18 protein-coding genes are annotated in these 20,694 nt (G+C 37.0%); 8 read left to right on the top strand and 10 right to left on the bottom strand.

The genetic code is table 11. The features are described 5' to 3' along the window. Positions 1–95: 95 nt before the first annotated feature. From H9565_RS13835 to H9565_RS13815, 5 genes are all read right to left on the bottom strand, one after another. Positions 96–2,951 (bottom strand): gluzincin family metallopeptidase, encoded by a 2,856-nt coding sequence (locus H9565_RS13835; protein ID WP_246560622.1) that lies wholly within the window; start codon positions 2,949–2,951, stop codon positions 96–98. 8 nt (positions 2,952–2,959) lie between these two features. Further along, on the bottom strand, positions 2,960–3,646 hold the full coding sequence (locus H9565_RS13830) for an LOG family protein (protein ID WP_215440481.1): 687 nt from the start codon (positions 3,644–3,646) through the stop codon (positions 2,960–2,962). Positions 3,647–3,816: 170 nt separating this feature from the next. Next, complete coding sequence (gene uvrA / locus H9565_RS13825) at positions 3,817–6,657, bottom strand: excinuclease ABC subunit UvrA (RefSeq protein ID WP_215440480.1); 2,841 nt, start codon at positions 6,655–6,657, stop codon at positions 3,817–3,819. A 188-nt stretch (positions 6,658–6,845) separates the two neighbouring features. Continuing rightward, positions 6,846–7,619: a TIGR03915 family putative DNA repair protein gene (locus tag H9565_RS13820; protein WP_215440479.1), complete on the bottom strand. Its 774-nt coding sequence runs from the start codon at positions 7,617–7,619 to the stop codon at positions 6,846–6,848. Positions 7,620–7,666: 47 nt separating this feature from the next. Continuing rightward, positions 7,667–8,935 (bottom strand): putative DNA modification/repair radical SAM protein, encoded by a 1,269-nt coding sequence (locus H9565_RS13815; protein ID WP_215440478.1) that lies wholly within the window; start codon positions 8,933–8,935, stop codon positions 7,667–7,669. 159 nt (positions 8,936–9,094) lie between these two features. Here H9565_RS13815 and H9565_RS13810 point away from each other — a divergent pair, with 159 nt between their 5' ends. Beyond that, positions 9,095–9,859, top strand: coding sequence for an XRE family transcriptional regulator (locus H9565_RS13810; RefSeq protein WP_215440477.1), 765 nt, complete (start codon positions 9,095–9,097; stop codon positions 9,857–9,859). 6 nt (positions 9,860–9,865) lie between these two features. Here H9565_RS13810 and H9565_RS13805 read toward each other — a convergent pair whose 3' ends face one another. From H9565_RS13805 to H9565_RS13790, 4 genes are all read right to left on the bottom strand, one after another. Next, the gene (locus H9565_RS13805) at positions 9,866–10,300 is read right to left on the bottom strand and encodes a GNAT family N-acetyltransferase (RefSeq protein ID WP_215440476.1); all 435 of its coding nucleotides are present in this window, start codon (positions 10,298–10,300) and stop codon (positions 9,866–9,868) included. A 106-nt stretch (positions 10,301–10,406) separates the two neighbouring features. Further along, complete coding sequence (locus tag H9565_RS13800) at positions 10,407–10,784, bottom strand: nuclear transport factor 2 family protein (RefSeq protein WP_215440475.1); 378 nt, start codon at positions 10,782–10,784, stop codon at positions 10,407–10,409. Positions 10,785–10,823: 39 nt separating this feature from the next. Further along, the gene (locus H9565_RS13795) at positions 10,824–11,438 is read right to left on the bottom strand and encodes a MarC family protein (protein ID WP_215440474.1); all 615 of its coding nucleotides are present in this window, start codon (positions 11,436–11,438) and stop codon (positions 10,824–10,826) included. A gap of 165 nt (positions 11,439–11,603) precedes the next feature. Then, a complete protein-coding gene (locus H9565_RS13790; protein ID WP_215440473.1) occupies positions 11,604–12,815 on the bottom strand; it encodes a winged helix-turn-helix domain-containing protein in 1,212 nt (403 codons plus the stop codon). A gap of 228 nt (positions 12,816–13,043) precedes the next feature. Here H9565_RS13790 and H9565_RS13785 point away from each other — a divergent pair, with 228 nt between their 5' ends. Beyond that, a complete protein-coding gene (locus H9565_RS13785) occupies positions 13,044–14,327 on the top strand; it encodes a serine hydrolase domain-containing protein (RefSeq protein WP_215440472.1) in 1,284 nt (427 codons plus the stop codon). 133 nt (positions 14,328–14,460) lie between these two features. On the opposite strand, the gene H9565_RS13780 is transcribed toward H9565_RS13785, so the two are convergent. Next, positions 14,461–14,904, bottom strand: coding sequence for an META domain-containing protein (locus H9565_RS13780; RefSeq protein WP_215440471.1), 444 nt, complete (start codon positions 14,902–14,904; stop codon positions 14,461–14,463). 287 nt (positions 14,905–15,191) lie between these two features. Between H9565_RS13780 and H9565_RS13775 the strand changes: the two genes are divergently transcribed. From H9565_RS13775 to H9565_RS13750, 6 genes are all read left to right on the top strand, one after another. Next, entirely contained in the window at positions 15,192–15,989 is a 798-nt protein-coding gene (locus H9565_RS13775) for a GIY-YIG nuclease family protein (RefSeq protein ID WP_215440470.1), read from the top strand. Positions 15,990–16,190: 201 nt separating this feature from the next. Further along, positions 16,191–17,069, top strand: a complete 879-nt coding sequence (locus H9565_RS13770; protein WP_215440469.1) for a DUF5677 domain-containing protein — start codon at positions 16,191–16,193, stop codon at positions 17,067–17,069. A 145-nt stretch (positions 17,070–17,214) separates the two neighbouring features. After that, positions 17,215–17,664, top strand: a complete 450-nt coding sequence (locus H9565_RS13765) for a DUF3997 domain-containing protein (protein ID WP_215440468.1) — start codon at positions 17,215–17,217, stop codon at positions 17,662–17,664. A 218-nt stretch (positions 17,665–17,882) separates the two neighbouring features. Next, on the top strand, positions 17,883–18,182 hold the full coding sequence (locus H9565_RS13760; RefSeq protein ID WP_215440467.1) for a hypothetical protein: 300 nt from the start codon (positions 17,883–17,885) through the stop codon (positions 18,180–18,182). 54 nt (positions 18,183–18,236) lie between these two features. Further along, a complete protein-coding gene (locus tag H9565_RS13755) occupies positions 18,237–18,539 on the top strand; it encodes a hypothetical protein (protein WP_215440466.1) in 303 nt (100 codons plus the stop codon). A 652-nt stretch (positions 18,540–19,191) separates the two neighbouring features. Further along, the gene (locus tag H9565_RS13750) at positions 19,192–20,307 is read left to right on the top strand and encodes a DUF418 domain-containing protein (protein WP_215440465.1); all 1,116 of its coding nucleotides are present in this window, start codon (positions 19,192–19,194) and stop codon (positions 20,305–20,307) included. Positions 20,308–20,694: the final 387 nt, after the last annotated feature.

Raw genomic sequence — 20,694 nt, 5'->3', positions numbered from 1 at the left:
ATCAAAATATATTTAAAAAAGGAAGGAAACCAATAGTATATTGATAATTGAAGTTTGATAAAATAAGATTATATTAAGAATTCAACAATCAAATACTAAAACCATTTTCGGGTAAATAGGCCAATTAGAGTTTTTGGACTTACGGTAACAATAAATCTAATTTTCTCCCCATACAATGGTTGGGATACTTCCCAGCCATTATTGGAATATAAAGGGAAGTAAAGTTCAAAATAATCGGTTAGAAGGTTTAAACGAACCCCTGAATCATAAACGAACTTTCCGCTAAGACCTTTGTTTTTAACATAACCTAAATCTCCATAAACCTCAATCCATTTCCAAAGATTAACACTAGTGTTTATGGTAGTTAGATAGTCATTGGCAAACCTATATTCTTCAGGGAGAAAGGATTTAAAACCACCCTCGGCAATAATTATTTGCTGGCTATAGATTCCTGAGTCTTCCGATCGGCCCAAATAACCATAATCGAATAAATAATCCGTAGGACGGTCTAGCGCAAAACTATAGTAATTAGGGTCTGCATAATCCGTTGTTTTATTACGTATAAATTTACCGGCATAAAAACGAAAGTTGAACTGTCGGTTGTTTTCAAACAGTTTACGGTACTCTAATTCAAAGGCTACTTTTGTAAAATCACTGGCATGCTGGGCATCTGCAAACCAAGAAACATAGTCAATAATCCCAGGGTTTCTATTGGTGTACCTTACGTTAAGAATGCTATAATCCGGCGGAGTTTCAAAGTCACCTAATTCTTCGGCCTTATCCCGCAGAACATTCACATATCTAAAACGTAGAAACTCCCGCTTATTGGAAATCAAGTTTGCCGGTCTCCACCCAAAAGTGATGGAAGGGGTTATGGTAGAATACCTGGAGTTTTCTTGAAAATGATACGTTGAACCTCCTAGGCTGTAATTGGCTAGATAAAGCCCGCTTTTGCTAAGATATTTACGGTATGAAACTCTTCCCGAACCTACAAAAGACTTTTCCCTAAAAGAATAGGAGGGGGCGAAATCGTATACGAAAGGGCGTTCCAGTAATGTTTTGTTATACAGGCGCATCCCTGGAGTCCAGCCATCATAAATGTTGAAGTTTAGAATTGGAACATAAAAAACCTGATTGTAATACGGGTTTTCAGAATCCCTAAAGAAAGTAAACTTCAGCTTTTTATTCCCCGAGAAAAAGCCTCCTAAAGATTTCCAGTTATCCCTCTGGTTGAACTCCGGAATTTTCTGGTCGTAGTTTAGAACAAGACGTTTTTCCTCATTTTTAGGAATGGTAACGGTCTTGATATCGCCAATATCCGAAAACCAATATTTAGACACTACAGAATCGTTCTTAAGCCCGAACAGAGAAATAGGTACATTTGTGCCTTTTTTATTCTTTATGGTTACGCGCAAAGAGTCTTCGGTTTTCTCTACTTTTTTAATCTTAAAATCTATTTTACGGTCCGTGGTTACATAATCCTTAAAAAACCAGTCAATATCTTTTTCCGAGGCCCTTTTTAGGATGGATTCGAAATCCAACGTTTTTACTTGACTAAGCCTATAGTGCTTGTAAAAAGTCTTTATACTTTTATCTACTTTATCTTTTCCTATATAACTGGCCAAATAGGCGAGACCAAGCCCAGCTTTATATTTATTGGCTATTTTTTGATTGAATTTGATAAGGGAATCGTTACTAGTACTTAACGGTTGGTCTAAATTGGTACGTGCGGTAAGCATGTATAAGAACGGATACTGCTCGTTGAAATCCATTTTAGCTAGATTGAAGCTCCGTATGCCCCAAATTTTGGATAATTTTCCAAGTAATTTTTGGTCCGGGTAATACTGCTCTACAAATTCTATCATAAGATAGTTGGCAATAGCATCACTTAACCATTGCTCTTTTCTTGGGTCTAAGAAAAGAGTCTCTTCCAAAATGTTGATAAGCGCCGTTTTTAAGAACTTCATTTCAAATTGAAACTGCTCTTCATAAGGGCGAATAAACGACGGTAATTGATTGATACCGTAAAGTGGATTTTTCTCATAATCAAGCTGGCTTACCAAAAGCTGACGATGAGGGTATTGTCCTAAATTATTCTCTATAAACTCAGTAACCCTGTTAATGGACAGCCCCTTAAAAACATCCTCGTACTTCACCGCTTCAATATCGGTAATTACAGTTATTTGTGGAGTAACGTGAGTCATAAATCGCTTCTCCGGGCTAAGCAAAATTTCGCAGTTTTTTTGCTGTTCTGCAGTCAATTGGGCCATTTGTCCGTTTGAAATGGAGTTGTTGCCCAATACGGTGAAATTAGAAGCCAAGTTCAAGTTTCTTGGGTATACAAAATTTACTGTGGTTTCTGTTACACCGGTATATAGGTCCTCCAAATTTTTATTGGAGTACAAATGCCAAGCTCCATCAAAATAGGCTGGTGTTAAATACCAATCTTTTAAGTAGTAGCTATTTTTTCTCTTGTCATACCCGTAGGGCGTAAACTTGTTTTCGGGAAGTTTAATCGTATACGTTAAAAAGAGTTTTGCAGATTCACCGGGAGGTAGTGGGCTGTTTAAATCAATTTTTAAAATGTCCTCACCAGTAGTGCGTTTCCAATGAAGACCTCTGTATTCATCGTCCACAGCACTCATGATGCTCGTGTATCCTCTTTCCTCTTTTTTGGCTAAGTGAAGGCTTTTCTTGAATTCCTCAGAAAAGCGCTTGGCCAAGCCTGTATTTTTACTGGCATAAGCATGGGCCCAGTCATTAAAATACAAGGTGCTCAACGTTACATTGGAATTGTTCTTATACGTAAATTCCTGTTGAATTTGTATTTCTTTGCTTTCTCCGTCAAGAGTGGCGGTCAGGACATTTTCATGCTGTGCCGCCAATTGTTGACAACCATTAAACAAAACGGTTCCAAAGCAAAAATAAAATATGAGGGATTTGATTTTCAAGTATACTATTAAAAATTAGGACTCAAGTTTCGGCCCTTGTAGAATGCATCAATAATATCTACAACTTCATCTTCAGTGTCGGCAATTTTAATAAGGTCCAGGTCATAGGCACTTATGTTTTTTAGTTCCAACATTGTGTTTTTAATCCAGTCCATAAGACCCGTCCAAAATTCACTTCCAACAAGAATAATAGGGAACTTTTCAATTTTATTGGTTTGGATAAGCGTTATGGCCTCAAACAGCTCATCTAAGGTTCCAAAACCACCGGGCATTACCACGAAGCCTTGTGAGTATTTTACGAACATGACCTTTCTAACAAAAAAATAGTCAAAATCCAGACTCTTGTCAGAATCAATAAATGGGTTGTCATGCTGTTCAAAAGGAAGGTCTATGTTCAAACCTACTGAAGTACCTCCTGCCAAATGGGCTCCTTTGTTCCCTGCTTCCATAATACCGGGACCACCTCCAGTAATTACACCATATCCGGCTTCGGCTATACTTTTAGCAATACTAACGGCCAATTCATAATATTTATCGCCTTCCTTGGTACGAGCGGAACCAAAAATGGAAACACAGGGACCTATGTTCCCCATCTTTTCAAATCCCATTACAAACTCGCCCATTATCTTAAATATGGCCCAAGAATCGTTAGTTTTTATTTCGTTCCAACCTTTATGGTGTTGTTCTTTTCTCATGTATAATTCCTATTATTTATCTAAAATAATCCACTTCACAAAACAGCTAACGGTTTTGATAGAGATTTAAGTGTATGTTATTTTTATTTCTTCTTTTTATTACAGCGAATGAATTTATTGCTTTTATTTCATTCTACGTAAACTAGGCTCAATTATAATTGAATCTTCCCTTAATCGGGGATATTTAGCTCGGGTCTTAAGTATTTTGCCGTGTAGCTTTTTTTGTCTTGTGCCACTTCTTCAGGAGTTCCCTTTGCTACGACTTTTCCACCGCCGCGACCACCTTCGTAACCAATATCGATGATGAAATCGGCCATTTTAATGACATCCATATTGTGCTCAATTACCAATATGGTATTTCCTTTGTCTACTAATTTGGTCAAAACTTCCATTAAAACACGAATATCTTCAAAATGAAGACCTGTAGTAGGCTCGTCCAAAATATAAAATGTATTACCGGTGTCCCGTTTTGAGAGTTCCGTAGCCAACTTAATCCGTTGCGCCTCACCCCCTGAAAGTGTAGTGGATTGCTGGCCTAAAGAGATGTAGCCAAGACCCACATCTTGAATGGTTTTTAATTTTCTATGAATTTTTGGAATGAGCTCAAAAAAATCAACGGCTTCGTTAATGGTCATTTCCAAAACGTCTGCTATGGACTTGCCTTTGTAACGTATTTCTAAGGTTTCCCTATTGAAACGTTTCCCGTTACAGGTTTCGCATTCTACATAAACGTCCGGCAAAAAATTCATTTCAATTACCCGTAGACCACCACCTTGACATGTTTCGCATCTACCACCTTTTACGTTGAAACTAAACCTACCAGGTTTATAACCTCGTATGGCAGCTTCGGGTGTTTTCGCGAACAAGGACCTGATTTCACCGAATACACCTGTATAGGTGGCTGGGTTTGACCTAGGAGTCCTTCCTATTGGCGACTGGTTAATATCAATTACCTTGTCTATATGTTCTAGGCCCGTTATTTTTTTATAAGGCATAGGTTTTTTTACCCCGTTAAAATAGTGGGCGTTCATAATAGGGTAGAGGGTTTCGTTTATTAAAGTGGATTTTCCACTGCCCGAGACTCCGGTAACACCTATCATTTGCCCTAGTGGTAGTGATATGGATACATTCTTAAGATTGTTCCCCGTGCATCCGGAAAGTGTAATTTTCTTTCCGTTTCCTTTTCTGCGTTTTTCGGGAACAGCAATCTGTTTTTTTCCAGTTATGTAGTCCGCTGTGAGTGTATTTTCGTTTTTAAGGCCTTCCGGGGTACCTTGGGATATAATTTCCCCTCCATGTTTTCCTGCCCTTGGGCCAATATCTATAACATGATCGGCACACTCTATCATATCACGGTCATGTTCCACAACAATTACCGAGTTGCCAATATCTCTTAGTGCTTCTAGCGATTGAATTAAACGGGTGTTGTCCCGTTGATGCAGACCAATGCTAGGTTCGTCTAAAATATAGAGGACACCCACCAATTGGGAACCAATCTGGGTAGCCAATCGTATACGTTGTGCTTCCCCTCCCGAAAGGGATTTTGAACTTCGATTCAAGGAAAGATAATCTAGGCCTACATCTAAAAGAAACTGAATTCGGGTCTTGATTTCTTTGATGATTTCCTCGGCAATCTTCAGTTGGTTACCTTCCAGTTTTTTCTCCAACCCTTTAAAGAAAAGGGCTAGTTCGGCAATATCCAAATGGGCCAATTGAGCTATATTCTTTTCATCAACTTTAAAATAAAGTGATTCCTTACGCAAGCGGGTGCCTTCGCATACAGGACAAGAAACTTTATCCATATATTCCTTGGCCCAACGCTTTAGAGCTGTTGTACCGGCCTCTTCATATTGGTTTTTGATAAAATTGGCAATACCTTCGTAGTCAATTTTATAGTTTCGTTTAACTCCCAACGTCTTAGAGTCTACCTCAAAACTTTCATGCCCTCCATGAAGCAATATATTAATAGCTTGATCCGAAATTTTGGAAATGGGATCCGTAAGTTCAAATCCGTACCGTTGGGCAATGGTCTCTATCTGCTTAAAGGCCCATGATTTTTTATAATCCCCTAACGGAGCAATTCCCCCGGACTTTATGGATAACTTTTTATTGGGGAAAATCTTTTTCTCGTTTACTTCGTAGACATGGCCCAATCCGTTGCAGTTGGGGCACATACCTTTTGGTGAATTAAAAGAAAAAGTGTTCGGTTCAGGAACTGGATAGGATATACCGGTTGAGGGGCACATGAGGTCCCTGCTGAAATACCGCGCCACAGATTCCCCTTCTTCCAGCACCATAAGCACATTGTCACCGCTATACATGGCGGTGTTTAGGGTTTCGGAGAGACGTTTATCCATCTCTTCGGAATCGATTACTTTAAGACGGTCTATCACAATTTCAATGTCGTGGGTCTTGTACCGATCCACTTTCATCCCTTTGATAATATCCTTTACTTCGCCATCAACTCTAACCTTTACAAAACCTTGTTTGGCAATCTGCTCAAAAAGCTCTCTATAGTGCCCTTTTCTGGATTTAATGACCGGAGCCAGGACATTTATCTTTTTACCGTTGTAATCTTTTTTGATCAGCTCCTTTATTTGCTCATCACTATAACTCACCATTTTTTCTCCGGTATTATAGCTGTAAGCATCTCCGGCACGTGCAAAAAGTAAGCGGAGGAAATCGTAAATTTCGGTAATTGTACCTACTGTGGAACGGGGAGATTTTGATGTGGTCTTCTGTTCAATGGCGATAACGGGAGATAGACCATCAATTTTATCCACATCGGGTCTTTCCAGGCCACCTAGAAACTGTCTGGCGTAGGCCGAGAACGTTTCAATGTAACGCCGTTGCCCTTCGGCATAAATCGTATCAAAAGCAAGTGAGGACTTCCCACTTCCCGAAAGACCGGTTATAACCACCAGTTTCTCCCTAGGTATGGTAACATCTATATTTTTAAGGTTATGGACCCGAGCGCCCTGAACCTCAATATTTTCTTCGTAATCTATCATTTTCTATAGCAAAGTTGCAAAGGTACGTTTTTGACCTTTAACAAAGAAAGTCCCGTTACTTATATCTATGTTAAGGAAACCACTGAAAAACGTGCAGTTGCGGGTGATAATAGGTAAATGGAGCAAAATTTTATTGGATAGAATCCAATTTCATTAGCTACTCTCATTTGAGAAATTGGAACGTGTAATTAGACCGCTTTTTTCTCGCTTAAATATTTCCAGTAACGTTTGGGAACATGTTGTTTGTGCAACTTTAAATTGATGCGTGATTTAATATTTGTGCTCTTGAAGTAATTATTCCAAAGGTCTTGGTAATCATACTCACTATCAGTAAAATGAGCACTCTTTTTTAGGCTATTTGTGTAGATGTCCTCTAAATCCAAAGACACAACTTCTACTTTGTTCAAATCATAAAAAATACCATACTTACGCTTTACATCATAAATTAACCATTGTTGATCAGCGTAACGGGACCGGAAGTGTTTTGAGATTAATGGCAATACATCAAAATCCGGCTCTATGTTGGAGAAATAGATGCCGTCCTTTGTCAACTGAAACCGAACGAAAGCTTCCATGCGGTGCTTTTCGCGACCAACGGACCTTGCAGTTTGACTAATTTTTAGAACAACCCCATCCGAATAATCAGACGCTACAGAACTATCGGAAGCAAATAACTTTCGAATATAACGGTACAATAACAGCTCAATTCCTTTGGTTTCGCTTAAGAAAGCAAAATAGACATCTTTAATAGCGGTATGGCTCTTTTTGTCAATACCGTTCCAGACCCGTTTTGCCTTGTCCATTTGGGTAAAAATAGTCTCAGTTTCCGAAAAGAGTCCGCTTTGTGAAGCTGTGTTCTTTTGAATATCCGCTATTTGAACTTTTTCATCAAAAGCTACAAAAATAGCTGTCAAAAATCCGTTGAAACTTCCATCGTAAATTAAAGTTTTTGTAGCATTCATAGTTCTATATTTTGTTCTGTTCGTAAACTGTTTCTGTCAACCAAAAATCAACTGAATAACTGCAATTGATTACTATATTCCCTTCTAAACTTTCCAACGGAGTTTTGGAGTATAAGTCCCTTTATTTTGGCTCCTTCCATATCCTTGTGCTCCCATCTATTGGAGTCACAAACAATAAAGTACTTCGCCCTGTTCAAGGCCACACCTATTTTCTTTAAATGGTCCCAGTTTAGCTTTCTGAAACGACGCGCATGAATAATTTTATGTACCGATTTCATTCCTAAACCTGGCACACGGGCCAATACGTTCTTATCAGCTTTATTGATATCTACAGGAAAATATTGCATATTTCGTAGGGCCCAGCCTAATTTGGGGTCTACATCCATATCTAGATTAGGGTGGTCGTTATTTAGAATTTCCTGAACACCAAATCCGTAAAAGCGCAAAAGCCAATCGGTTTGGTATAAACGGTTTTCACGGAGCATGGGCACTTGGGTTCCAATAGCCGGAAGCCTGCTATCCTCGGCAACAGGAACATAACCGGAATAATAGACCCGCTTCATATCGTAATTTTTATAATAATGGGTAGCAGAGTACATAATATCCTTATCCGATTCCCCGGTTGCACCAACAATCATTTGGGTGCTTTGTCCTGCAGGGGCATACTTGGGCGTGCTTTTAATTATTTTCTTCTCGGATTTATATTGTATAATCTCATTTTTGACCTTTAGCATAGGTTTTGTGAAGTCTTCATGCTTCTTGTCGGGAGCCAATAGTTTTAACCCTGAAATGGTAGGGACCTCAATATTAACGGAGAGTCTATCTGCATACAAACCGGCTTCCCGCATAAGTTCATCACTGGCACCGGGAATGGATTTTAAGTGGATGTACCCATTAAAATTCTCCTCCAACCTTAACTTTTTGGCCACGGCAACCAATCTTTCCATAGTATAATCTGGGCTTTTGAAAATGCCCGAGCTCAGAAAAAGACCTTCTATATAATTGCGTCTATAAAAATTGATGGTCAAATCTACCACCTCTTGAATTTTGAAAGCAGCCCGCTTAACATCATTACTTTTGCGGGTAACGCAATAGGCACAGTCAAAAATGCAGTGATTGGTAAGTAATATTTTCAAAAGTGAAACACAGCGGCCATCTTCGGTATAGCTGTGACATATACCCATACCACTGCTATCTCCAAGGCCTTGGGTGCTGTTTTTGCGGACGCTCCCACTACTGGAGCAGGAAACATCATATTTAGCGGCATCTGCCAGGATGTTCAATTTTTCCTTGATTCTATCAAAAGATAAAGACATAAATGAATTTTGTATTTAATCCAAATTTATGGAAAAATTCCATATTATGGATATAATCCAAATAATATTTTGGAGTATGTCCAAATTGTGTATATTTGAAGGGGAAAGGTTGTGGCCGAGTTCTAATCTTTTCTTCAATCATTGATAATTCAGAATTGTATGGAAAATGAAATCACTTTAAAGCGTTTTACCGATGTTAGACGAGAATTAGGTTATACGCAAGCCGAGTTTGCCAAACTTTTGGGGGTGTCCAGTACCACGGCGGATATTGAACGTGGGCGGACCAAGCTTTCAGGAAAAGTAGTGATGGAACTTCTAAAACAGTTTAAAATCAATCCGCTATGGTTGTTTGGTGATAGCGAAAACCAATATTTGGAGACTTCCAAGGTAAGTGTAATTCCAAAAGTGGTAACCGTAGATAATACCGGAAACGATAATATGGTTTTGGTCAATGCGAAAGCTGCAGCAGGTTATCCACAAAACATTCAAGATACAAGTTGGTACGAACAGCTTCCTGCGTTTGATTTGCCCATTCCGGAATTTAGAAATGCTACATATCGCGGGTTTCAGGTAGATGGAGATAGTATGTTGCCCAATCTTAGGTCAGGGGAGTGGGTGTTGGCCAAGGCCGTGGAACACATAGATGATGTGAGTCAAAATAAAATGTATGTTGTGGTGCTAGAAGACGCCGTCTTGGTTAAAAAAGTAGAAAGGAGACCTAATTCCAACAATGTAACCTTGGTTTCACTCAATGAAACTTATCCACCTTATGATATTAAACCGTTTCAAATTCAGGAAATTTGGGAAGTAAGCAGTAGAATTACTTTTGGCGAAGACGCTACCACGGAAAAAGGTTTATTAAGACAATTGCAAGAATCTATGGACGAACTAAAAAGTCAACTTCGCCATGTTAAAAAAGTGTAAGCAAATCTAAGATTCTGCTATTTTAAGATTGTAAACACCGCTATTCCTTAACGTAAAACCAAGGCTTTTATAGAGCGAAATTGCCGGGGTTCTATGGTGGCCCGAAAACAAAATAATCTCATCAAGATTCAGATGCTTGGCTTCTCCCAATAGTTTTTCCATCAATTTTCTACCGATGCCTTTTCCACGGTATTCACTGTCCACAACTACATCTTCAACCAATCCGCGATAACCGGAAATTACCTTGTAGGTAGCCAATAGAGCAATGCCCACAATATGACCTTCGTCTTTGCAAGCCGCTAAAATCACATGATTGTCATCTTGAAGTATTTGATGCAATGGCCTTTGTTTGTTCTTGTCATTCAGTTGTTTATACAAATTCTGAATTTCAACTTGTACTTGGTCGTTAAGGTTGTACTTGTGTAATATTTCAATGGTCATGTGTTGTAGTGTTTTAGTAAGATAAAACTAAGAATATATTGGTGATAAAGGTATTCGCTATTCTTAAAATTGACACAAAATAAGCTCGTTTCAATAGAGCTCCGTATTAATACATGGTGTTAGGATTGGCCGATGTTTTTGGAATTTGCTGAATGGAATCCCAGTGTTCACATATTTTTCCGTAATCGTCAAAACGAAAAAAATCCATGGTGACGTACTGATCATTATCCGGCCAAATTTGGTGAGTGTGCAGGGCTACTAAATTTCCTTCGGCAACGGCGCGTACAAATTCAATAGATTTCTCAGGGTATTCCCGTTGCATTCTTTCAAAATAATCAATGAACCCCTGTGGGCCATTGGCAACATGCGGATTATGTTGAATATAAGTACCCCCGCAATAAGTTTCAATAGCAGCTTTGGGGTTTCCTTCGTAGGCCATCTTATAAAAAGCTATGGCATTTTGTTTGTTTCTTTTAGTGTTCATATTCCCCAAAATTTAAGTTGAAAAGTATATAACCCTTAGCTAGAGGGAGAACGATATTTTAATACCTTGGATAATCATATCCGTTCCTATGATAGCTATGATCAAACCCATGATTTTCCCGATTACGGATATAACGTTGTTCCCGATTTTTTTGATAAACCATTCACTTAACATAAAAGTAAAATAGGTCATAAAACATAAGAGTCCGAAAATAAGTATGACCATTCCTATTTTAATGTAGCCCGCGTTGGAAACAAAGTTCATGCCGGTCACTATAGTCCCGGGGCCTGCTAAAATGGGTATGGCAAGAGGTGAAATGGCAATGTTTTCATCAATATTCGTTTCTTTTAAATGCTTTACATTGGATTTTTTGGATTGCAGCATATCAAACCCAACTACAAAAACCAAAATACCTCCTGTAATTTTAAATGCAGGTATGGTAATACCGAAAAGAAGAAAGATAAACTTTCCTAAAACAAGAAATACGGTTACAATAATGAAAGCCGTAAATGTGGCTCTTTTGCTAATGTTCCGTTGTGTTTTTCTATCCGCTCCTTCAACCAAGGATAAAAAAATAGGCATGTTGGAAAGTGGATTCATTATGGCGAAAAAACCAGTGAACACAGTAATTGAAAAGGTAAGAAGGTTGTCCATTAAAAATTCTAATTTCTTTAAAAGAAAGCTAATGTCACTCTTTTGCACATGACATTTAACTCTCTTAGTTCCCCATCTAAGGATAGGATTTACAAGTTAGTTAAAATAAATGGCACCTTGTATACGCAATAAAAGAGATTATTATAAATGGAATATAACAAAAGATTAGACTCTAAACAGGGGTGGATAACTACGTTCAAATTCCTTTTTAAAGCCTAACGGAATTGTTTTGTGTAGGCGGATACTTTTACAACTATTGAATTTCATGAATGCTTGTAACTCTTTGTTCAAAGCACTGGAGAATTCTTCTATTTTTTTTAAATCGGGTTCCAAGGTCAGCTGAAGAATATTCAATATGCCTTTCTTTCTATCGCCTTTGCTGTCCATCCGGGCCACTAGCTTTCCATTCCATAAAATAGGCAAGGTAAAATAACCATGTTTTCGTTTGTGCTGGGGCACATAACATTCCAGCAGGTAATCAAATCCAAAAATCTCCTGCGTTCGTTTTCGTTGGATGAGCAAATTATCGAAGGGTGATAAAATTTTGAGTTTTTTTCGAGCTAACGGTCTGTTCAATAATTCAAGCGACTCCGGTAAAACAAAATAATCGGTCTTGGAAACCTGTACTTTTTGTATTTCGCCATCCTTAAACATTAGGTCCAACGCTTTGGCAACTGTACCTTTCACATTCTTAAGTAGGTACGTCATCTCGGAAAGTCTTCCCAATCCATTGGTCTGCAAATATTTTTTCACAAGGAAACGGGCATGTTCCATTTCTGTTGGAAGGGTAGTGTTTACGGTTAGCGGCAGTACCCTTTCGGTTAGGTCGTACACTTTATGAAAATTCACCCGTTCGGAAATCATTAAATCGCCCTGCATAAATAAATTTTCCAACGCTTGCTTTTTGGGAGCCGTTTTCCATTCCCCATGTTTCACTCCCTTTTTATCAAAATCTTTGGCCATTAGCGGACCTTCGGCTTTAATACGGTCCAAAACCCATTGCATAACGGCAGTATCCTGTTTAAACCAGTGTTTTTGTTTCCCCGTAGAAATGGAGTGCTTACGGGGTAGGCTAAAACGATATTCTTCCATGGGAAGGTAGGCAGCGGCATGGGACCAATATTCAAAAACTTTTTTATCGGCTACCAACGCATCTAAATGTGAGGATTGGTAGCGTGGATTCCGATTATATAAGGTATGGTGATGTGCCCGTTCTATTACCGAAATGGTATCAATCTGAACATAACCTAAATGCTCTATAGCTTCCAGTGTTGCATTTACGGAAGAACCTGTTGCTTTTGTGCCCGGTAGTCGCTGAGATAATAAGACTAGTTTTTGGGCTTCGCGAAGTGAAAGTTTTTCTTTTTCTAAATTCATCTAAATAATTCAGGGCCAGCTTTGATAAGAAAGTAAAAATACTAACATCTCTACTATTTTTTAGGGCAAAGACTATTAGATATGCTTAAAAAGTAGCCCATTTAATGAATAATGTTAAAAACATTATAAAAAGAGCTCAAAAAACACAAGAAAAAGTGTATTTCATCCGTTATTTAAGCAATTCATCCTATTTTCGTTCATCTCAAACAACCAAGAACCCTTTCATCAATGCAGAGATATAAAATACTGATCGCATCTGCGCTTATCGTTTTTACCTTATCAGCGCTTACTTCCCGAGTATTTCATTCTGAAACTACCGATACTCCCCAAAAAGCGGAAACCGCTGTTACCAACGTAGAAAAAACTCCCCGAAATAAAAAAGAAGCGCATCTTTACGCTTCAAGACAAAAAGAATTACACACTGCATTAAACGCCTATTTTAAGAAAGCCATTGCCAAGGGAGATGTAGTTGGGGCCGCTGTAAGTATCGTTAAAGGCGATTCTATTATGATTTCCGAAGGGTTCGGGAGAAAAAATAGTGTGGAGAGCAGTACTGTAAATGGTGAAACTGTATTTAGGCTAGGTTCCCTGTCCAAGGGATTTGCCGGAATGTTGGCCGCCAATATTAAGGATGAAGGAAAGTTAGATTGGACGGATAGGGTAAGTGATTACCTTCCCGAGTTTGAGTTGGGCGACGGTACCAATACAAAAAATGTAACCCTGGCCAATATTCTTTCGCACACTTCTGGAACACCTTACCACAGCTACACCAATTTGGTAGAAGCGGGAATTCCCCTAACGGATATTGCCAAACGTTTTAAAGAGGTTATGCCCATTAGCAAACCTGGAATCATGTACAGCTACCAAAATGCTATGTTCGCACTTTGTGGTGAGATGATGAAAAAAGCAACGGGAAAAAAGATTAATACACTTTTGGACGATCGGTTTTTTAAGCCTTTGGAAATGTGTACGACTACAACGGACTTTGAAACCTTGACACACGAATTGAATATTGCCATGCCCCACGTTAGAATCAGAAACGGCTGGAGAGCGGCACATATTCGTGATAACTATTACAACGCTGTTGCGGCGGGCGGAATCAGTTCAAATGCGCATGACATGGGCCGTTGGATGCGGTTTCTATTGGGCCACAACCCAGAGATTATGGAGAGCTCTGCCATTAACGAAGCGTTTAATCCGTTTATTGAAATTTCCGGGCACAGCAAATACTACCAGCGTTGGCCGGGTCACACCAGGTCCTATTACGGGTTTGGATGGCGCATTCATAAGTTTACGGAAGACGATAGCAATTTTGAGAAAACCATCTGGCACCATGGTGGAAGCGTTAACAATTACCGAAACGAAATAGCTATTTACCCAGAGGCGGATCTAGGTATTTGCGTATTGCTGAACAATATGTCTCCCGTGGCCAAGACCGTCATTCCTGATTTGTACCAAATTGTTAAGGAGGTTTATCAAAAGGATGATGTTACTGCCCGTAAAATGCTCTAAGTTCTTGTTGGGCTATTTTAGCAAAAGAGCATAAAGCTACACCACAGTTGAAAAAATGCTATTTGGGGCACATACCTTTGGTTAAGGGCATGGCATGCTAGAACTATATCCCATTCTTTTAGCATTCTTAAATTTAATTGCTCTGACCCTCTGTTTTCATGGCTTTAAAACGCATCATGGCAACACCGTCCATTAAAAGAACCAGCTTGCCGTCCTCATCTATTTTATAGGCGTCTATTTTTTTAATCGTATTCAAAAAGAATTTTTCGCCTTGGCCACAGAACATTAGGGTAGTAGGGCCGGGCTCTCCAAAAGAAATTTCTTTACCCTTTACAGTAAACGGCGCCGAGTAGCCATTGCAACTGTTCGTACCCTGTACACGGCCTGTATCCTCCATAAAAGTAATTTGTGGTTTCCGGTCGGGGTAGAGCCCTTGAAACGCAATGCGTGGTCCGGAAAGGTATTCCAGTTCCCAAAGTGTACCGTACAATGGGGTATCTGCAACTTTTTTAGTAGTGGAACAGGAAGTAAATATTAAGGCTATTGTTAGCAATAGAATAGAGATACCTGTTTTCATGAGATTTAATTATCCGTTAAGCCTTTCCTGTGGATTGAAAACCACTGGCAGGCAATTATTTAAGAACGAAAATTAAACCAATAAAATAGAACAGAAAAAACTCCTGAGCAAAGACTTTGTTAATTTTGGTTTCCTATTTCTAGAGTATTGTTGTTAACGTTTTTGTTAAAAACCTTACGCTAATCTGTAAGGTACTATTTGTTAATGGGTGTATCTTAGTTGCTTTATATTTATATAGAGAGGTATATAGCAACTAGTTGCTATATACAATTGTTAACTGCAATAAAATGACTGACACTGATATATTAATTGATAAATTCAATAAATGTTGTTTTACCTTATCTAGTGATGACATAAATCATTTTGACAAAAAAGATAATGGACCTATTTATAATGTAATAGCAGGAATAAATAAACATTGCTTTGGTTCACAAATATTTGATGATAAAATTGGCTTGACAGCTGAGTTATTCTACATAAACAATGATAATTTACTAAAAGGAGACTTAATTAAGATTGATATAAACGACAAAGACTATTATCAACTTTTATTAAAATTCTGTACGCTACTTGCAGATGATTATTCTGGAATTGACGCTATAGATTCTTACAACACTTTTCAAAAACAAATTAGAGGTTTTCTTGAAAAACTAGGCTTTTTCACTGTAACAAATATTGAGCTTAAAGAATTTAAAGGACAAAATGCACTTATGCTTTCGTCGGCTAAAAGAGGAATTATAAAGCTACGATTTATTGAAAAAGTTTCGTTTTATAAAGACTTCTTTCATAATAATTGTGATTTAGAAACCAAAGAAAATTCTGAATATGTCTATCTAATGGTTAATACTGACACTTCATTAATCAAAATAGGAAGAAGTAAAGACCCTAAGTATAGAGAAAGAACATTACACTCTAAAGAACCCAGTGTCAATTTAATTGCAAAATGGTGTTGTGATAAAAACATTGAGAAAGAATTACACAATAAATTCATAGAAAAACGAATTCGAGGAGAATGGTTCAGATTATCTTTAAAAGACTTAAAAGAAATTGAAGAATATATGAGTGAAAAAATAAAAAGCAGTTAACACTATATATAGCAAATTGGGCAATTAGTGTTTAATCGAAAGGTTATTGTCTATTTGCAAAGTCGCCAAATCTTTTGATTTGGTATTAAAGAGAAAAATTAAAACAAAACACAAAAGATTTGGCTTGTGGTTAAACCGAAAATAATCGCTTATTTTCTGCCCAGCTTGCCATATATTTAACGTTAGTAGCAATACCACAAATTGAGCGAAGAAGAAAAAATACAAGCAATTCTAAAAGAAGCAAATAGCCTAAATCTTGAATCTTTATATGAAAGTTTAGATATTATTTTAAAAGCTCACGGAGATATAATACAATCAATTTACGAAACAAGGCCTGAGTTAGGAAAAGGAGAAGTTTATTTAGAAACACTAATTATTAAATTAATCTTTGCTTCAAAAAGTGCACTTCAACTTTCAAAAGGTTCAGAAATGTCCACTTTGAAACACCCAAAAATTAATGAAACGATTGACCGTTCTTCGCTTTATGTTTTGACTAGAAGTATAATGGAAGCATTTCTTACTTTAGAATACTTATATTTCAATGATTTAAAAAGAGAAGAACAAATTTTCAGATATAATCTTTGGAGAACCTCTGGTTTTATGACTCGTCAAAATTTCTCGGAGAATTTAAATAAAGAATTTGAAGAAAAACTAGAAAGAGAAAGAAAGGAAATAGAACAACTGAAAACTGAAATAAAAAAAAGTCCTTATTACAAAACTTTGAAAAAACAAGAATGGAAGTTAGACCGATTTGGACTTCCGAGAATACTTAGTTGGTCAAATTTGATTTCGGAAAGTAAATTAAAAAGTGATTTATTCTCAAAAGTTTATTCTTTATACTCAAACTATGCTCATTCTGAATTTATTTCAGTCATTCAAATAAATGAAGGAAAGCTAGGAATACACGACCCATTTAATATTTCAACAACAATAACATCCTTAAGTAATATACGAATGATAAATTGTGTTTGTATAATGTTATTAAAAGAAAAATTCGAGTGTACGAATGAAGCCTATCAAAAACTAGATGAACATTTAATATTTACAATTGAGTTTTGGAATAAATTTGCAACTGAATAAAGTACAGCTACTAACACTATATATAATTTATTGCTTGGTTCTAGCTTACTTACGAAAATCCTCGCGGATTTTCTTTTCGGTTTTTATTTGCTGAATTACGAGCTAAACGACGCAACAAACCATATACAAACACGTTGTGCAACATATGGAAAGACCTCAAATATCAAAATTATTATTAATAGTAATAGGATTGTTTCTAATAAACTCTTGCGGTTTATTTGATAATGGTTCAGACCAAATTATAGGAGATTACAAGATACAATGGATTGATATGCATAATACTCGTAGTATATGTAAAACTCCTAAAAAATACCCTGAACTTTGCGAAACCCTAGTTTTCGAATACGTTTTTGCTGTTGGACACGATAAAGATTACATAATAGCCAAACAGCATCCTACTAAAGGATTTGAAAATGGTTACGAAGTCGATACCTCTATCACAAATTGTTTTATTGTAGACATAAAATCAAACGTTCGTGAAAATAGGAATAGAGTAATTGGACCTTTAAACGAAAAAGTTTTCAAAGAAAAGGTGTTGGAATTGAATATTGAAAAAGTTGCTTTTGACCAAACTTATCCTGAAAATCCGAACTAAAAAATACGTTGCACAACAAAACCTATAAACAATACGGGCTTATTACTTTGTCGCAGGGTTTGCGTATTTTTATGAAGTCCGCAAAATCTTTTGGATTTTGCTTTGGACAGGAAAAAATAAATCAAACAAAAAGATTTCGCTATATACATGGCGGAAAGTAAACGCTAGTTTGCTCCCGTACTGTTCATAGCTCAAGCGTTGTGCTTCATTATAAAAAAATGAAAGAGGAAATTTTAAAACCAACATATATTAAGAATCCTGATTTTGTAACAGGAAAAAAGGACAAGATTGAATTCTACGATTTCGATTGTTTATCCTGTGAAAATAAGTTAAAACTGAATTATAAAGTCCAAATCGAAAATAGTTGGACAGGTAAAACGGAAAATATAAGCGAACAAGAATATGAAGGATTGAAGAAACATTACAACATTGGTTTGTCGCAAAAATCGAAAGATGGTGGATTTCCTGTATTTGACAAAATTGTTTGTAGTAAATGCCTATCTGAATACTATACATAAGTTGGAGTCGATGAATTTAGCAACTCTGCATATTTCGTTCAAGTTCAAGGAATAATGTGTAGAGATAAAATATTATTCGTTGAAATTGATGAGAAAGGTAAATTAAACATTAGACCTTATTCAACAACTTATCCAATGATTTACCGGTCGGCAACTGAAGTTCATTGGGATAAGGACAAAAAAACTCTTTACTCGCCAAAACCAACGGACTGGAGTTATTTAGAATGGTATTTGCATATTTTAAGTATTATTAAAACTGAATGTTCTGTTATACTCGAATTGACGGACAAAACGGAATGGGTAAATATCGGAAATGAATTGCGAGCGGAAATAACGAAAGCACAACAAAACCTATAAAAAATACGGGCTTTGAACTCTGAGGTCTATGTATATTTACCCAGTCGTTGCATCGTATGAGTTTAGCTTTGACAAGAAAAATAGAACTAAACAATAGGTTTTAGTTTTATTACTTAGACGTAAAATGGCCAGCGCGCCACCAGCCAGCTGCTGTCTCAGACGGCGTTCCCCTAACTGTTCACAGCTAAAACATTGAGGGAGATGACCTAAAGGCATGTTACTCCGCTGCAAAAAAATACATACTGCATAAATAGCCTCTTTTTCGCATCTCCCGTAGTACCCATTTCACAAAACGGTCCGCGTATTCCGCTATTTTAACTAGGGCCCTATTGCTTTTATCAACTTTACTACCTACTTTAGAAAACCACACACAACTGTCATATACTCTAGAAGTCACAGCAATCTTTCCCTCGGTAGCCTGCGTCTTCCGGAAGATATCCCCCCGGACTGTTACCTTGCATTAAGGTCAAAATCACGTTATTGAAAGTTTTGCCAAGAATATAGTTTCTCTCTCAAATAAAATATTGAACCAATGACCTCTAACCAACCAATAGAACCTAAACAAAGAATTGAAATTCTAGACATCCTAAGGGGTTTCGCTTTACTTGGAATCATTTTCATGAACATGGGATTTTTTAGCGGATACGTTTTTATGCCCTTTGATGACCTTGAACAAATAACTGACTTTCAATTGGATGAAAAATTATATTCGTTTTTAGATGTCATAGTCACAGGAAAGTTTTACACCCTCTTCTCACTTCTTTTTGCCGTAGGGTTCTATATTCAATATGAAAAGAACAAAGAAGATTCCATTAATTTTTTAAAAACATATAGAAGAAGACTATTTTTTCTTTTGTTGATAGGATTTTTGCACAGTTTAATTTGGTTTGGAGACATTTTACTTGTCTATTCGATATTTGGTTTTATCCTCATTTTATTCCGGAATGTCAAGTCAAAAAATCTTATTCTCTGGTCGATATTTTTCCTGCTATTTCCACTTGTAATCGATTTATGTCTCTTGCCATTTTCCGAGGCTTTAAGTTCTGCTAGTCCTGAAAAAACGGCTATCCTGGCCCATGTTCAATATCCGGATATGACCGTTGAAGCAGTTATAAGTACATTCCAGAATGGTTCAATTGTAGACCTATTTTTTTTAAACATTCATAATCTTGTCTGGAAATTCTTAGGTTATATTCCATCAGGGGGGTATTTTAAATTCCTTGGAATTTTTCTTCTTGGTTACTATTTCGCTTCAATTGAATTGTTTACAAAAAAAACAAAATCATCATTAGTAATAACCAGTTTAATCGTAGGTCTTTTGGCTACTTTTTCAGCTAAAATAATTGGTGGAAGTTCCTATATGTTCCCATCAACTCCATTAAATATGCTTTATAAGTTCTTAGTATTAGCCGGCCAAATATTTATGTGCATTTTCTATATAACTTCTATATCTAAAATTGTTGAAACTTCTATAGGTAAAAGAGCATTTAAATATTTAATTCCTGTGGGGAGAATGGCTCTGAGCAATTACCTGTTTCAGACTTTGATCATGATAATTATATTTTACAATTTTGGATTTAACTTAATTGGTAAAATCGGTTTACTCCATACATCAGGTATTGCTATTCTTATTTTGGTATCGCAAATTATTCTTAGCCATATCTGGTTAAGGCATTTCAAATTTGGCCCCTTGGAATGGATTTGGCGTAGCCTGACCTATAAAAAAAGGATAGATATCCGTTATTCAAATAACTATTTAGCCAAATGATGGCATTAACCCATGGTAATAATGTATTAAAATAATAGCCTAAATAGTAGTAAATTCAAGGTTTGTAGCCCACTTCAACTTTCTTGCAACTTGTAAAGTAAGCACCACGCAGTCGGCTACTATACTTATGCTAACCGTTAGGGAGATGACCAGAAGGCCATGTTACTCCGCTGCAAAAAAACACATACTGCATAAATAGCCTCTTTTTCACGTGTCCCGTAGCACTTATTTTCCAAAACGGTCCGCGTATGCCGCTATATTAATTAGGGCTCTATTGCTTTTATCAACTTTACTACCTACTTTAGACAACCACACACAACTGTCATATACTCTAGAAGTCACAGCAATCTTTCCCTCGGTAGGCTGCGTCTTACGGAAAATATCCCC

Origin of the sequence: Zobellia russellii (genome assembly GCF_018728565.1) — a bacterium.
GTDB classification, from domain to species: domain Bacteria; phylum Bacteroidota; class Bacteroidia; order Flavobacteriales; family Flavobacteriaceae; genus Zobellia; species Zobellia russellii.
This window is presented reverse-complemented; position numbering and strand designations above follow the sequence as displayed.

Coding starts and splice junctions, on each gene's coding strand:
- H9565_RS13830 (WP_215440481.1), bottom strand. CDS start 3,646: ATGAGAAAAGAACAACACCATAAAGGTTGGAACGAAATAAAAACTAAC.
- uvrA (WP_215440480.1), bottom strand. CDS start 6,657: ATGATAGATTACGAAGAAAATATTGAGGTTCAGGGCGCTCGGGTCCAT.
- H9565_RS13820 (WP_215440479.1), bottom strand. CDS start 7,619: ATGAATGCTACAAAAACTTTAATTTACGATGGAAGTTTCAACGGATTT.
- H9565_RS13815 (WP_215440478.1), bottom strand. CDS start 8,935: ATGTCTTTATCTTTTGATAGAATCAAGGAAAAATTGAACATCCTGGCA.
- H9565_RS13810 (WP_215440477.1), top strand. CDS start 9,095: ATGGAAAATGAAATCACTTTAAAGCGTTTTACCGATGTTAGACGAGAA.
- H9565_RS13805 (WP_215440476.1), bottom strand. CDS start 10,300: ATGACCATTGAAATATTACACAAGTACAACCTTAACGACCAAGTACAA.
- H9565_RS13800 (WP_215440475.1), bottom strand. CDS start 10,784: ATGAACACTAAAAGAAACAAACAAAATGCCATAGCTTTTTATAAGATG.
- H9565_RS13795 (WP_215440474.1), bottom strand. CDS start 11,438: ATGGACAACCTTCTTACCTTTTCAATTACTGTGTTCACTGGTTTTTTC.
- H9565_RS13790 (WP_215440473.1), bottom strand. CDS start 12,815: ATGAATTTAGAAAAAGAAAAACTTTCACTTCGCGAAGCCCAAAAACTA.
- H9565_RS13785 (WP_215440472.1), top strand. CDS start 13,044: ATGCAGAGATATAAAATACTGATCGCATCTGCGCTTATCGTTTTTACC.
- H9565_RS13780 (WP_215440471.1), bottom strand. CDS start 14,904: ATGAAAACAGGTATCTCTATTCTATTGCTAACAATAGCCTTAATATTT.
- H9565_RS13775 (WP_215440470.1), top strand. CDS start 15,192: ATGACTGACACTGATATATTAATTGATAAATTCAATAAATGTTGTTTT.
- H9565_RS13765 (WP_215440468.1), top strand. CDS start 17,215: ATGGAAAGACCTCAAATATCAAAATTATTATTAATAGTAATAGGATTG.
- H9565_RS13760 (WP_215440467.1), top strand. CDS start 17,883: ATGAAAGAGGAAATTTTAAAACCAACATATATTAAGAATCCTGATTTT.
- H9565_RS13755 (WP_215440466.1), top strand. CDS start 18,237: ATGTGTAGAGATAAAATATTATTCGTTGAAATTGATGAGAAAGGTAAA.
- H9565_RS13750 (WP_215440465.1), top strand. CDS start 19,192: ATGCCCTTTGATGACCTTGAACAAATAACTGACTTTCAATTGGATGAA.